The 14,603-nt window shown below is 55.9% G+C and carries 10 protein-coding genes; 3 read left to right on the top strand and 7 right to left on the bottom strand.

Features of this window, described 5'->3' with window-relative positions; all coding sequences use genetic code 11:
* Positions 1–6 precede the first annotated feature (6 nt).
* From HCH_RS11195 to HCH_RS11180, 4 genes are all read right to left on the bottom strand, one after another.
* Positions 7–1,083 (bottom strand): erythritol/L-threitol dehydrogenase, encoded by a 1,077-nt coding sequence (locus tag HCH_RS11195; RefSeq protein ID WP_011396346.1) that lies wholly within the window; start codon positions 1,081–1,083, stop codon positions 7–9.
* Between the two features lie 68 nt (positions 1,084–1,151).
* Positions 1,152–2,090 (bottom strand): ABC transporter permease, encoded by a 939-nt coding sequence (locus HCH_RS11190; RefSeq protein ID WP_202945351.1) that lies wholly within the window; start codon positions 2,088–2,090, stop codon positions 1,152–1,154.
* A 40-nt stretch (positions 2,091–2,130) separates the two neighbouring features.
* Positions 2,131–3,636: a sugar ABC transporter ATP-binding protein gene (locus tag HCH_RS11185; RefSeq protein ID WP_011396344.1), complete on the bottom strand. Its 1,506-nt coding sequence runs from the start codon at positions 3,634–3,636 to the stop codon at positions 2,131–2,133.
* Positions 3,637–3,899: 263 nt separating this feature from the next.
* Positions 3,900–4,820 (bottom strand): ABC transporter substrate-binding protein, encoded by a 921-nt coding sequence (locus tag HCH_RS11180; protein ID WP_011396343.1) that lies wholly within the window; start codon positions 4,818–4,820, stop codon positions 3,900–3,902.
* A 298-nt stretch (positions 4,821–5,118) separates the two neighbouring features.
* On the opposite strand from HCH_RS11180, the gene HCH_RS11175 reads away from it, so the two are divergent.
* On the top strand, positions 5,119–6,126 hold the full coding sequence (locus HCH_RS11175) for a LacI family DNA-binding transcriptional regulator (protein WP_011396342.1): 1,008 nt from the start codon (positions 5,119–5,121) through the stop codon (positions 6,124–6,126).
* Between the two features lie 140 nt (positions 6,127–6,266).
* On the opposite strand, the gene HCH_RS11170 is transcribed toward HCH_RS11175, so the two are convergent.
* Together HCH_RS11170 and HCH_RS11165 are read right to left on the bottom strand one after the other, a co-directional pair.
* Positions 6,267–9,125, bottom strand: coding sequence for a glycoside hydrolase family 48 protein (locus HCH_RS11170; RefSeq protein ID WP_011396341.1), 2,859 nt, complete (start codon positions 9,123–9,125; stop codon positions 6,267–6,269).
* A 112-nt stretch (positions 9,126–9,237) separates the two neighbouring features.
* Positions 9,238–12,051 carry a glycoside hydrolase family 9 protein gene (locus tag HCH_RS11165; protein WP_011396340.1) on the bottom strand — a complete coding sequence of 938 codons (2,814 nt, stop codon included), beginning with the start codon at positions 12,049–12,051 and terminating at the stop codon, positions 9,238–9,240.
* 705 nt (positions 12,052–12,756) lie between these two features.
* On the opposite strand from HCH_RS11165, the gene HCH_RS11160 reads away from it, so the two are divergent.
* Positions 12,757–13,464 carry a response regulator gene (locus tag HCH_RS11160; RefSeq protein ID WP_011396338.1) on the top strand — a complete coding sequence of 236 codons (708 nt, stop codon included), beginning with the start codon at positions 12,757–12,759 and terminating at the stop codon, positions 13,462–13,464.
* 16 nt (positions 13,465–13,480) lie between these two features.
* On the opposite strand, the gene HCH_RS35000 is transcribed toward HCH_RS11160, so the two are convergent.
* Positions 13,481–13,612 (bottom strand): hypothetical protein, encoded by a 132-nt coding sequence (locus HCH_RS35000; RefSeq protein ID WP_274377838.1) that lies wholly within the window; start codon positions 13,610–13,612, stop codon positions 13,481–13,483.
* Between the two features lie 577 nt (positions 13,613–14,189).
* Between HCH_RS35000 and HCH_RS11155 the strand changes: the two genes are divergently transcribed.
* Entirely contained in the window at positions 14,190–14,591 is a 402-nt protein-coding gene (locus HCH_RS11155; RefSeq protein WP_011396336.1) for a hypothetical protein, read from the top strand.
* The last annotated feature ends 12 nt before the right edge of the window (positions 14,592–14,603 follow it).

Genomic DNA, 14,603 nt, shown 5'->3' with positions numbered 1-14,603 from the left:
CCCTCCTCAGGGTACCAACAGCACTTTGATGGAATCTGCGGTGGACGCCAGCTTGAAGGCGTTCTCCCAGTCATCCAGCTTACGCTGATGAGTAACGATGCCGCGAGAAGTCACCAGACCGCGCTCAAACAGATCTATCGCCACTGGATAGGTGTACGGCCCCAAATGCGCGCCGCGAATGTCCAGTTCCTTACGGTCGCCGATGACGGACCAGTCGGTAGTGGTTTCCGCGCCGAAGACGCTGAATTCGACGAAACGCCCCAGCTTGCGGATGATGCGCAGGCCCTGCGTGACCGCCGCCGGCGCGCCAGTGGCTTCGATATAAACATCGCAGCCATAACCGTCCGTCATGCCTTTGATAGCGGCGTCAATATCGTCGCGGGCGGGATTCAACACCACATCCGCGCCAAAGTCCTTCGCCAGTTCCAGTCGCTCATCCACCATATCGATGACCACCAGTTTTTTCGGCGTTTTCAATCGCGCGACCTGGATCATGCACAACCCTAAGGGGCCTGCGCCCGCCAGCACCACTACGTCGTCCAGTTGAATGTCCGCCCGGTTGACGGTGTGAATGGCGCAGGCCATCGGCTCGATCAACGCAGCATCTTCCAGAGACACCGACTCAGGAATGCGATGCACGACCGCATTAGCAGGCACGCGCATGTACTGGGCCATACCTCCCTCGGCGACGTCTTTCTGAAACCCGAAGATGTTGTGTACTTCACACATCCAGTATTTGCCTGAACGGCAGAAGCGGCAGCGTTCGCAGGGCACGATCTGCTCGGCGATCACTTTCTCTCCCAGCTTGACGTTAAAGCGCTCCGCCGCGCCCGGCCCCATTTCCGCCACGCGACCATAGAATTCATGGCCGGGAATCACCGGCGCTTTCAGCCAGGGGTTATCTCCGCACCAGAACATATCCGCGCCGGAGCTGGCTTTACAATCACTGCCGCAAATGCCGCAGGCTTCGATTTTAATCACCAGTTCGCCAGGGCCGGCCACCGGACGGGGGCGTTGTTCCAGACGGTAATCGTTGGGAGCGTGACAGACCACCGCGGTCATCATTTCAGGTAAAGCAGACATGCGGAATTCTCCATATAAATGGCTGTTGTTCGGGTTGTATGAGTTCGAGTTCTGGAAGCGGGCCGGGATTACCTATCCCGGCTTCTGCTGATAAATATGGCGAGCAGAATAATGCCGCCCTTGATGATGTTCTGAATGTAGGGCGAGACTCCCATGAGGTTGAGGCCGTTGTTGAGCACGCCCAGCATCATGGCGCCAATCAGAGTCCCCATGATGGCCCCGCGACCGCCGGCGATAGCCGCGCCGCCAAGCACCACCGCAGCGATGGCGTCCAGCTCGAAGCCTATGCCCGCGTTGGGTTGTCCGCTCATCAGACGGGAAGTGAGTACGATGCCCGCCAGCGCGGCGGTGAATCCGCTAATAGTGTAGACCGCCAGTTTATAACGCCGCACCCTCACCCCACTCAGACGCGCGGCTTCCTCGTTGCCGCCTATCGCGTATACGTAGCGGCCAAAAGGCATGTGATTAAGCAGAACGTAGGCGATCAAATACACCGCCGCCATCACCAGAATCGGCGCCTGGATGCCGAAGACCTCGCCGCGCCCCAGCACAGCGAAAGAATCAGGCAGGCCGGAGATGGGATAACCGCCGGTATAGATCAACGCCAACCCGCGGGCGATGCCCATGGTGGCCAGCGTCACAATAATCGGCGGCATTTTGGCGTAAGCGACGAATGCGCCATTGCCCGCGCCGAACAGCGCCCCCACCAGCAAGCCGCCCATAATGGCGACCTCCGGCGGAAACCCCGCCAGGATCAAACCGGCGGTAATAGTGCCGGACAGCGCCATCACAGGTCCCACCGACAAGTCGATGCCGCCGGTGAGAATGGCGCAGGTCATGCCCACGGCGATAATTGCATTGATGGACACCTGTCGCGCCACATTGCTCAGGTTAGCGGTAGTTAAAAAGTTCTCGTTCGCCAGCGCCATCGCGACGAATATCACGATAAAGCCGAGCAATGGATAAAACGCGGGGGATTTCCGCCACTTTTTCAGCCAGCCTTGCATCAGGTTCACCTCTACATTCGCCGTGGCGCCACCAGTCATTTTATTCATCTTTTACGCCTCCGGTTGCATAGCGCATAATTTCATTGGAATTCACCGCATCCCCTTCCAGTATCTTGACGATGCTTCCCTGGCGAAAAACTGCGACGCGATCGCTCACGCCCACCACTTCCGGCAATTCGGAAGAAATCATGATGATCGACACGCCCTGGGCGGTCAGTTGCTTCATCAGACGATAAATTTCCGTCTTGGCGCCGACATCGATGCCCCGCGTCGGCTCATCGAAAATAAGCACCTTGCAGTCGTTGTTCAGCCAGCGGGCGATCACCACTTTCTGCTGGTTGCCGCCGCTCAGATTGCCCACCGGGGTTTCGCAGTCCGGCGCTTTCACCCGCACCTTCGCCGACAGGGTTTCGGCCACCTCGCTCTCCCGTTTGCGATCGATGACGGAAGCCGCGCCGGAGACCTTGGCGAGGTTGTTCAGAGTGATGTTTTCGCGAATGGAGAACGGCAGTATCAGCCCTTCTTTCTTACGACTTTCCGGCAACAGACCAATGCCGCGACGCAGGGCCTCCGCCGGCGTTTTCATGGCGGCGGGCTCGCCCTCCACGGACACCTCTTTGCGACAGGCGGGCAATGCGCCGATCATGGCCAGCGCCGTCTCGGTGCGCCCGGAGCCCACCAGTCCGGCGAATCCCAGAATTTCGCCTTTGCGCACCTGAAAAGAGTTCACCGGACCGTTCTTGTGCAGTTGAATTGCACGGGCGTCGATGACGATATCGCCGTCATTCCGCAACGGCGTTTTTTCCGGAAAGCTATTGCTGATTTTGCGGCCCACCATCATTTCCAGCAGCTCGTCCACCGCCACCTCGCCGACCTCGCGATCGCCGATTTTCTCGCCGTCCCGCAAAACAGTGATGCGATCGCAAATCTCATAGATCTCTTCCATGTGATGAGAAATAAACACCATGCCTACGCCCTGCGCCTTGAGTTCCCGCATCACCCGAAACAGGTGCTCCGCCTCGTTGGGCGTCAGGGTGGCGGTAGGCTCGTCCAGCACCAGGATGCGCGCATCCAGCGACAGTGCTTTGGCGATTTCCACAAACTGTTGCTCCGCCACGCTCAGATGATCCACCGGCGCGTCCAGATCAATGTTCACATCAAGACGCTGACAGATTTTCTCCGCCTGAGCGCGCATGTCCTTTTTGCGCAGCATGCCCAGAGCATTGCGCAACTCACGGCCGAGAAAAATATTCTCCACTGCATTGAGATAAGGTATCAGGCTGAATTCCTGAAAAATAACACCCACGCCGGCGTCGGTGGCGTCGTGATAATGACGGAAATCCACTGGCGCGCCATCGATCAGAATGCGTCCGGCGTCCTGTTTATAAACGCCGCAGAGAATTTTCATCAGCGTGGATTTGCCCGCCCCGTTTTCGCCTAGCAAGGCGTGAATCTCCCCGGATTGCAGCTCAAAGCTGATATCGTTGAGCGCACGCACGCCGGGAAATCCTTTGCTGATATGTTCAAGGGAAAGAAGACTGTTCATGACTCTTACACCCGGTAATACGACCTAACTTCCATCCGCACCGCCCAGAACACCGCCGCACTGCGCTGGCGCGCACAGCGAAACCGTCTCCGGGCTTGCTTATTCCTGAGAACGCCGTGGCGATAGAAAGCTCGCCGCCCAGCGCTTATGCGAAGAAGAGCACGCGGCTCCGTTCACCCTGAGCCTGTCGAAGGGCCTTCCCCTTTGGTGGGAGAAAGGCCGGCGTCGACAGAGACTCATTCCAGTGAAACGCGGTTTAACCTCTACCAGGTAAAGTCAGCGGCTCCGGCTTTGTCGATCAGCTTCACGTCCACCGGCATGGTGGCGGGGATTTCAGAACCCCAGTGCTTGACCAGTGCGATGGCCAGTCCCAGACGAATCTGGTCGCGGGGGAATTGCGCCGAGGTGGCGATGAATTTGGAGTCAGGTTTCAGCATGGCTTTGATGGCTTCCGGGTGGCCATCCACGCTGACCAGCTTGACGTCCATACCGCTGGCTTCGATAGCGGTCAACGCGCCCAGAGCGCCAGTGTCGTTAACGCTGAACACGCCATCCAGACCAGGGTTGGCCTGCAGCATGTTCTCCGTCACGTTCATAGCGACGTCGCGCTCCTGTTTGCCGTTCTGCTTGCCGACCACTTTGATGTCGGGGAATTCCAGCATGGCGTCGCTGAATCCGCGCACCCGTTCGAGAATGGGCACGACAGGAATGCCGTCAAGAATGGCGACCTCGCCTTTGCCGCCCAACTGTTCGCCCAGGTATCTACCGGCCAGGTAACCGGCGGTGTAGTTCTTGGAGCCGACGAAGGAGTCGATGGGGCCTTCCGCTTCAGCGTCGATGGCGACAGTGATGACGCCCGCTTTCTTGGCGGACACCACGGCGGACTGCACGCCGACGGAGTCGGTGGGGTTAAGCAGCAGAATATCCACGCCTTTTTGCAGCATGTCTTCTACGTCATTGATTTGTTTGGAAACGTCGTGATGGGCGTCGGTGATATAGACTTCTGCGCCAATATCCTTGGCCGCCTCTTCCAGCGCATTCTTCATGGTGACGAAGTAAGCGTTGTTCAGCTCCTGAAAGGACATGCCGATTTTCAGCTGTTCAGCTCCGGCTGGCGAGGCCAGGCCCAAACTGCAAGCGATACCGGCGACTAGGGACTTAAGGGTTTTACTTATTTTCAACATGACTCAACCTTTAGTTATTTTTAGTGGTTCGAAGCGGCTTCTACGCCAAATGTTAACGTTAACATTTTCACGTCGAACAAACCCGTAGATGGGAGCCTGAGCCAGCCTCCGTCTACGGGAACGCTAACGTTGACATCTATATAGAATAAATATCAACTTTTGCAACAATCCCTCGCATTGAGAGAATGTTAACGTTAACATTAAGCTATCATAGCGAATTTTCCATTGCAACAAGCAAGTCGCGACACGCATTTCGGGATCGCTGCATCCCTTACCCACAAAGCGTTTGAGAGGCATCATGCCCAAAAAGAGTAAAGTAACGATTACTGATATCGCCCGTCGGGTGAACATGACCACCATCACCGTATCCAGAGCATTAACCAAGCCGGAGCTGGTGAAGAAAGAAACTCTGGACCGGATACTGGAAGTGGCGCGGGAGCTGAATTACGTCCCCAACGCTTTCGCCCGCAACCTTAAAGGCAGTAAAAGCCGGCTGATCGGCATCATCACCGCCAGCCTGGACAACCCGTTCTACAGCGAGATGATCAAGGCCATCTCCCGCGCCGCCAAAAAGCGTAATTATTCCATCATGCTGTTCGACACTGACGGTTCTCCCGAGCTGGAAAACAAAGCCATGGAAACCATGCTCAGTTATCAGGTGGACGGCATCATTCTGTCGGTGGTGTCCGACTATGATGAATACCACCCGCAATATCTGGAGCAGCTGATTCACGCCAATATCCCGGTGGTGCAAGTGGACCGTCGCCTGTCGGGAGCGCCCTTCCCCGGCGTGTATCTGGATAATCTCGCAAGCGGCTACAAAGGCGGCCGTTATGTACTGGAACAGGGCCATCGCCATATCCTGGCGCTGGCGGGCCCGGAGCAGTCCAATATCTCCAAACAGCGCCTCGAAGGGCTGAAACAAGCGCTTGCCGAATGCAAAGAACCAACCCGACTGGAAGTGCTCTACGGCGACTACACCATGCAACCGGCGTTTGAAAACGCCACCGCCTACTTCAAACAGCATAAGCAATCACCGGATGCAGTGTTCGGTCTTAACATTCTGATCACCCTGGGCGCGCTTAAAGCGCTGCGTAAACTGGGGAACAAGCGCCACAATCCCGCCGTGTTCAGCATCGATGAGGCGCCCTATGCGGACATTTTCGATTTCAATATTCCCTGCGTACATCACGACACTTATCAGATGGGCCATTCCGCCATCAACATGCTGCTGGATCGTATTGAAAACCCTGGTTTCGAAGGAAGCGATATTATTATTGAGGGTGATTTGCGGGCTTCGGTCTAAGCAAAGAATCATTCTCTACACCAACGCGTAGAGCCTGTGACCAAAGCAAAAAAGGGGACGTAATCGTCCCCAAAAGGGCTATCAACACCTAATGGTCAGTCGACGCGATAGGCGTAATAGGTCGCTCTAATATTCCCTGATTACTCTGTGCACTTAATCGGCGCATGATCGCCGCCATGGGTTCCCTGAAAGCCGATACTGGTGGAGGCGCCAGGCTGCAATGTCGCATTCCAGCTCATGTTGGAGGCTTTCAGCACCGAACCGTTGGCGCTGTATTGCGCGCTCCAGCCGTTGGTATATTGATCCGTCGCGCCCAGCGGGATGTTCACTGTCCAACCATCAATCACCGCATTGGTGTTATTGGTCAGTGTAATGTGCGCGACAAATCCGCTGTTCCAAACATCTTCACGTACAGTACAGGTCAGGCCATCGCCGGAAGGCGCTTTCTTGGTCTTCACGCTGATGCTATTGGAAGTGGCGATGACGGCGCCGTCTTCATCCAGCAACTTCGCCAACAGACTGTGCGATCCTTCGCTGGTCGGCAAAGTCACCTGAGCGGCGTCGCTATCGCCGGCGATAGTCGCCGCGACTGCCCCATTCAGTATGACTTGCGCTTGCAAGCCTGCTTCTTTGTTGACTTTGACCGTAATGGTCGCGCCGGTCTCGAACTCAGCGCCATCCGCGGGAGACGTCAGACTGATTGAGGCTTCCGCCACATCGATACTGACCTTGGCTGGCGCGGACACCTCTCCACTGTTGTCGGTGACGGTGTATTCAAAAGCATCCTGACCGCTGAATCCCGCCTCGGGCTGATAGGTCAAATTGGCGCCCGAGCCGGACAGGGTTCCATGCTGAGGCGGCTTGCTGACGGTGTAACCGACGACAGTTCCGTCGCTATCCGTTCCTTTCAGCGTGATGGAAACCGCCTTGTTGACGCGGGTGGAGACGGACAACGGTTGCGCTGTGGGCGCGCAGCCCTCGTCACAAGGATTGTCCCCTTCAAACAATGCCGCGTAGTTGGCGTAAGCGGTCGCCGCCTCCGTCTGCGCCCAGAAACGGTGATAGGTGAACACAGGATCTTCACCGGAGTTCAACGCGTCCTCCACCTGCTTGAACATAGGATCGTCCAGATAGAACGAACGCATGCTCAGGAAGGTGGACTCACTGTTGATGGCGTCGCCGTTAGCCATGGAACCGTTGAACTCGCCCGGCACGTAGACTTTGTCAAAGAAGCGTGCGTAATCACCGCGTTTTTCCGGCGCCGCCAATCCTTTCGGTGTCTTGAAGTGGGTCCACATGGCGTCCAGCAGTTTCTTGGACGCTTCTTTGGCTTCGTTCTGAGGCGTATCGTATTTTTCCGCCGCCGCCGCATAGAACATCAGCGCCTTGGCTACGCCCGCCGCGATACCCAGGTCCTGACCATGATCCACCACGCTTACATGCAGGTTGGTATTAGCCTTCGGGTTGGCCGGGTCCCATTTTTCCGGTTTACCGGTCCATTCCAGGGTGGCGGGAATTTCAAAGGAGCCGTCTTCCAGCCAGTTAATATTGCTCAACACCCAGGGGGCCCATTTGTCCATCAACTGCTTGGCCTGGGCGTCCCCTTTCAGGTAGTAGTACTCCGCCACGCGCTGCATGGACCAGGCCTGCCAGCCGAACCAGGTACCGCTGCCTGGGTCGTGATACACCGGATTTTCGTCGTACACCATGCCGTAGAACGTGGCGTCGGCGCGATCCTGGGGATGCGGCTTGTAAGAGCCGTCCCAGCTGTTGGTGGCGCCGCCGGCGATACCGCCCTCTGCGGATTGCAACCAAGTATAGAACTCCATGGAGCGCTTCAGGCCGGTGGCCCAGTCTTCCGTGGCGCCAGGGGTTCTCGGCTTCAACGGATCGAATTCCGACAACGCCATGGCGGCGATAGGGTTCTGATAACCGAAATGCACATGACTGCTGCCGATGCGAAACGCCCAACCGGCGTTAGCGTCCGCCGCCCCGCCCCAGGCGTAATACCAGGACATCAGATAGTGAGCGCTCTCGTAACCTTTGCCTCCCTGGGCGTTTTTGTCCTGGGTTCCCATTTTCTTGAAGTATTTATCGAACATGGCCAGACGCAGGTAGTCCCCCATCTTGGCCGCCTTAGCCATCAAACCAGGTACTTCCTGTTCCGGGTCTTTACCCTGCTCCTTGATCCACTGATACGCCCAGTACATCACCTGCACCGCGCGGGCGTCGGCGTCTGGAGCGTTGGTGTAGCGCCATTGTCTGGAGTAGTTATTGTCCTTGGTGAACAAGGGCAGGAACCCATTGGGGCCGCCCCACTTGAAGCTTTCCCAGGAAGGATGGGTGACGGTTTCCCACACGGACTCCTGCTCGCCGCGCTGGAAGGTGTTGATGTAGGAAGGCGTGCTGACGCCATCGCCCAGGTTGCCGTAACCGTAGATGTTGTCCATATCCAGCAGCCAGTGCATGCCGTAGACATCCCAGCTGCCGTAGGTCTGCGCCAGTTTGGCGGAGATGGGGTCTTCGCCGACGGGAACGCCGAATTCCAACTGGCTCGGATAACCGGACGGCTGCGCATGCTCCGCCGCATAGGACGCAGGCTTGGAGGGGTTGTAGAAATTATTGGTCGGCTGCATTTCCTGGGTGGGAATGATGTGCTCTTCCATCTTCGCCCAGGCGTTGCGCAGCTTGCTCCAGTCGCCGGTCACTTTACCGTAGTAGGCTTCCAGCAGCAGAAAGTAGGAATAGGCTTCACTGGTTGATTCATGGCCATGATCAGGCGCTTCGACGATCAGGGTCTCCACTGAATGATAAGGGCCGCCGTCGGCGCTGAAGTAGCCATTGGCCGGATCGTGGATCTTGTTCCACATCTCCATAAAGCGCTCGTTATACTCTTCCGCGCTGGCCTGGGCGTGAGAGCAGAAAGTAGCGAAGCTAACCGCTGCGGCGATAGGCAGCAGCATCCCCTTCAATGGTCTTTTCTTGAACGTTAAGTCCATGTTGTGACTCCATAGGTTTTATTAATTCACACTCGCTCAGATGTCTCCGCCCGCCGACCGGAATCCAGCGCGCTGGAACCGCTTCCGGTCGGAGTTTGGCGGTATTGCCGGGTTATCTGGCGGTGCAGGTTGGCGGTGAGAAACTTCCATCGTGAACGCCTTGCAGACCAAAGCTGGTCGCCGCGTCGGGCCCTAATGAGCCGTTGTAAGGCATGTTTTTCACGGTGAGGGTTTTACCGTCCGCGGACAGCGTGTGCGCCCCGTTCCACAGGTTCACGATAGAAGTGGGTTCATCAAAGGTGAGAACGACTTCCCATCCATTGATAGAAGACGATGAGTTATTGACGACTTTGACGTCACCCAGCACATAGCCGGTATTCCAGACATTCAGTCCGCCGACGCTGCAGGAGATATCCCCGCCTGCGTCCGGTTCGGCGACCTTGATGAGGATCGCGTCAGAAGCGTCGTCGATTTCCTGGCCATCGGAGGACAGCGCAATCAGCTTCAGGGTGTAATCTCCTTCCGCTGTTGGCGCTGCGACCTCAATTGCACCCGACAAGCCCCCTTCCCCGGCGACTACATCATTGAGATACACGCGAACGCCGGCGGCGTTATCCAGGCGATAGCGCACGGTGAAGGATTGCCCCGGACTCACTTCGAATCCGTCAGCAGGATCAGTGATCTCTAGCGCTGGCAGATCCGGCGCGTCTACGTTGATGTCAACCTGCGCCTGCGGCGAGCGTCCGCCGTCATTGTCCAATACGGTGTAGGTGAAGGCGTCCAGGCCGTGATATCCGGGATGGGGCATATAGGTGACCGCTGGGCCTGTTCCTGTCACGGAGCCATGGGCGGGTTGCGTGTATTCATAGGCGACGATGGAGCCATCGCTGTCTTCGCCCTGCAAGACGATGTCGACCGCCTCGTCCTTATTCGTATTCACGCTTAATGATTGCGCCTGCGGCAGGCAGTTGACGCCGGAGTCGCCGCCGCAACCTGCGCCGGGTTCTTCGCCCCAGACTAGTTCAGCGCCGTCATACAGAGCGATTTTGCCCGCTTTTTTGTAGGCGCCGTCATAGCTGTCCCAGGACGGATCGCCTTCGTTATCCCACTCACTGGCGTTGCTATTGGTCGGCAGGGAAATTCTGAACTGCACTTCCCTGCGGGACTCAGACTGACCGCCAGGATAGATGTTCACGCCCTGAAAAGAAGCGTCTACGTAGTAGATATGATCGTCTGGATCGCCCCAGGGTTGCAGGCCGCTCACTTCCGTCGCCTGGCTGTAGGCGGTGGTGACTTTTACATCCTGCAAACCATAACCGGCGGCGAATTCGTCTGACAGGTCCACCCAATAGCGGAAGCGCAGCTGCTCGCTGCCTCGCGCCGGCCAGGCGCTGTGATTATGCACTTGCGCGGCGATTTCCACATAACGGGGACCGCTGGAATTCAACTTGGCTTCCACATAAAACTCTTCATCTTTTGCTTCCGCCTGCGGGAAAGCACTGTCGGGTATCGGGTCGCCGCCAAAATCCAGATAAAGTCGCGCCAAGGCTGACGTAAAGCCAGCGTTATAATCCGTAGCCACTTCGTTTTTTACATAATCGCCGCGATCATCCGCATAGTTGTCATTGCTATCGGGACCGCCTACCAGCGCCCCAATCAACAAATGGCGGGATTGCTCCGGCGTGCGCAGGTTGTTGGTCCAGGTTCCATGGGCCGTACGATGATGGGGGTTGGTGGGAGAGTTAGCGCCATAACCGATCTGATAGCTGACGCCCGCCGGATTGTTTCCCAGCAGATATTCAATCTGGCTGCGGCCGAAATCGTAATAGGTCTGCGCTTTCTCCGCCTTAACGCCGGCGTTTTTCAGATAGTCTGCGTAAACCAACGCGATAAAAGCGGTGTTGGCGGCGTAACGGTTGGCGCCCCACACATCCAGATACGCCAGTCCGCCCTGGGTATAATTCACCCGCTCGCCGTTGTAGCCGGTCGTCCAATAATCCAGCCAACGCTCCGCATCCGCCTGATAGGCTGCTTCGCCGGTGATCTGCGCCATCAAGACATAGGAGCCGTAGGCTTTATTGTCCCAGGCGTGCCCCCATTTGTAGGCTTTGACGTCCTGCCGCCCTTCTCCGCCCAGCTTTTGATATTCCTGTTTCGCCTGCTGCAGATAGCTGGCTTCGCCGGTGGCGCGATACAACCATAGCGCGGACCAGACCAGTTCATCCTGATAGCCGCTCCAGGATTTGTAATAGCTGCTGGCGTCAGTGATGCAGTCGGAATATTTACCGCGATAGGTATTGGCGAACTCGTACAACTGGCTGGCGTGAGTCAGCAGTTTATTGGCGTATGCGCTGTCCACCGGCTTGAAAACCATGGCGATCGCCGCCAGCGCCGCGGCGGTTTCTCCCGCCAGATCCGAGCCCGGACAACTGGCGTCGATTTTATAGGATGGGCGCGCCATCGGCATGACTTCAGCGGAGCCCCACCATGCGTGATCGACGCCGCCATTGCCGACCTGCCCCCACAGCTCATTGGGCGCGGTGTGGGCTTTTACGAAATAGTCTGCGACAAAACGCAGGTTGTTGAGGAGATGCGGTAGTTGTCCTGATTGCTCGTAAGCGTCCCGGTACTCCACCGCTCCCCAGGCTAATAAGGTCGCCGACGCCGCCATGGGGAAACCGAACTTGACGTGATCGCCGGCGTCGTACCAGCCGCCACTGAGATCCTTCCCGACATCCGCGCCGTCCTGAATGGCGGAATCGTCACGCCATTCAACGCGGTTCCAGTCCGGCAAAACGCCGGACTGTTGGGCTTCATAGAAATAAATGGACTTTTGCAGGGCTTCCCCGTAGTTCTCCTGCGCCATTCCCTGAGCGGAGATGAGAGAGCATCCGCCTAACAGGGCCCATACTGGTAGTTTATTCATATTCTTTCTCCTTACTTCGCCATTCCGATTCACGTCAGCCACATTGCTTGCCGGAGACAGGGCGTTGGTCGCGTTCTTGTTTTCCGATCCGCCCCGAGTGAGACAGGGTTATTTTTTGATCTAATTTGAAAACGTTTTCAACCATTCGTAAAATTTTTTTACGCGTTGTTTCGACTCTTTCACCCGCCCCGACAAGAATGCGCCCTTGCGTGGGCTCATATGATAAAAGCAGTCTAGTTTGCTAATTCCCGTTTGTAAAAAAGATCTGAAATACGCCCGTTTCAGGGTGGATCAGAGCCTGCTCCACGACGCCAAATAGCCCGATATATCTCTATTTCCATCAATCATGATATGAAATCACCTAAAAAAGTATCGGTTTTTGGGTCTAGACCTGGATCGCCACTTTTTCTATACATCCGTTCCTTTCCAGTCGCGCATTTCAAAACCGCTTAGCGGCGGTCCACTGATATATTTCGTCATAATTTTCACGTCATTCACAACACTGTTGTGATCACCAACTTATGAAATCGTTTTCCAGATTACTGCATTATGCAAAGCTGTCTCGGAAAAAACATAGGTAAGTCAGACTATACCTTTTGAGTGACGCTCCCATCCCGATACACTGACGCTTGTTGAGCTTTTGCATCCGGGGCTATATTCTCGTGCGGTTTTTCACCCGCTTACCGAACAACGGGAGCCAACTCATTGACCGCCGCCAAGCCGCGTATACTTGTTATCGACGATGAACCGCAGATTCTGCGCTTTCTGCGTATCAGCCTGCGCTCGGAAGGCTATGAAGTATTGCAGGCAGGCTCCGCCACTGAAGGATTAATGTTGGCGGCCACCGAAGCGCCGGACGCGATCGTACTCGATCTGGGACTGCCGGACATGGACGGCCAGGAAGCGTTGAGGCAATTGCGACGCACCTGCCGCACGCCAGTATTGGTCTTATCTGTGCGCTCTTCAGAGACGGAAAAAGTGGAGGCGCTGGATAACGGGGCCAACGATTACGTCACCAAGCCCTTCGGCATTCGCGAGTTCGTCGCCCGTATCAGAGTGCTGCTGCGCGATCGTGAACCCGCAGCGTTGCGCCCCTCCGCAGACATCTACCATTCCGCCGGCCTGCACATCGACTTTGTGAAGCGCTCGGTGACGCTGGACGGTGAAGACATTCATCTTTCCAAGAAAGAATACGCCCTGCTGGCCCGGCTGGCGGCCACGCCTGACCATGTGGTGACGCAGCAGCAGTTGCTGGCGGAGATCTGGGGGCCAACCCACAAGGAGGACACGCACTATCTGCGCATTGTGGTGGCCAAACTGAGAAATAAACTGGGCGACGCCCCCTCCGCTCCCCGCTTTCTAGTGACGGAACAGGGCGTCGGCTACCGGCTGATTACCTATGAGGCGGAATAAGCCGCCACGATGAGCATCAGTGGGTATCGACCAGATGATTAAAGGGTGGTCCGCGCCCAGCCGCCGATTTCCCCGGCGCGTCGTCCAGCCACCTGACGGCGATCTGGATTTCCAGGCTCAAACCGGACGCTGGTGCGTCGATCAGCATTTATACGCCGGGGACCTGACCGACGATCTATACCGTTATAGTGTAAGTCTCTTGAAGTAAAATTGGCTGGCATAAGCAGTCCTATATGTTCTAATTTATATTAACAGCCTGTTTAATCGGCAATTTCCTGATTATGCCTCAACCCTGCTTCCCGGCAATAAATTCACGATATTACTATTTATTAATAAGTTAAACCTTACCGATAAAACAATATTTCATAAAAACCATATTTTTCATGCGGTTGAGAGCACTCACCGTAAGATTAAAAGCCGCCTTCGCATTAATTTATTCCGGTAATTACTTAATTATTGCAAGGATTAATCCTCACACACATACTTCAAGTAAACTGCTATTTAAATATTACAAATAGAACTATATGCAGATGAAAACTCATCGCAAATCAAGAGCAAAGTACAATCATATGAGCGGATATCGATTTCAGATATTCTTCTCCATCAATCTAAAAATAAGCCGATTTTTACCTAAGCCGTCCACTACCCGCCTCTCTGCGCCTGACGTATCATAATTCTCGTTCTTATGGCTAATCTTTCAGTGAAGCATCAGGAGACACGAAATCATGGACTTTTCAGCCGCTCTGGTGGGATTGGGTATTTATCTGTTGCTATGGGAAAAGCTGCCGGATTGGGGAACATGGTTTAACCGCTTTATTGCGAGCCTGCCGCGGCCGCTGGTCAAGCTTTACGAAGACTGGCGCTGTCCATATTGCTCCGGCTTCTGGATCGCTCTGGCGTTGCACGGGTTGACGGGAATGACGACACTGGGCGCCGCTTTCCATCCCCCGTTCGAGGCGGCGTGGCTGACCACGCCGACACTGTGGTTTCTGGACGCTCTGGCCACGGCGACGCTTATTCTCTTCGGTAAATTGATGCTAAACGCCCTGTCGGGACCCGCGCTCAAAGGACATCAAATGACCATGGAGTTCAAACAGGCGCGGGCGGAGAAAACAAAAAGCGCCTGAGTCCAATGCGGC

Origin of the sequence: Hahella chejuensis KCTC 2396 (assembly GCF_000012985.1) — a bacterium.
Taxonomy (GTDB): Bacteria; Pseudomonadota; Gammaproteobacteria; order Pseudomonadales; family Oleiphilaceae; genus Hahella; species Hahella chejuensis.
Note: the sequence above shows the minus strand (reverse complement) of the source record. Positions and strands in the feature narration are given on the sequence as shown.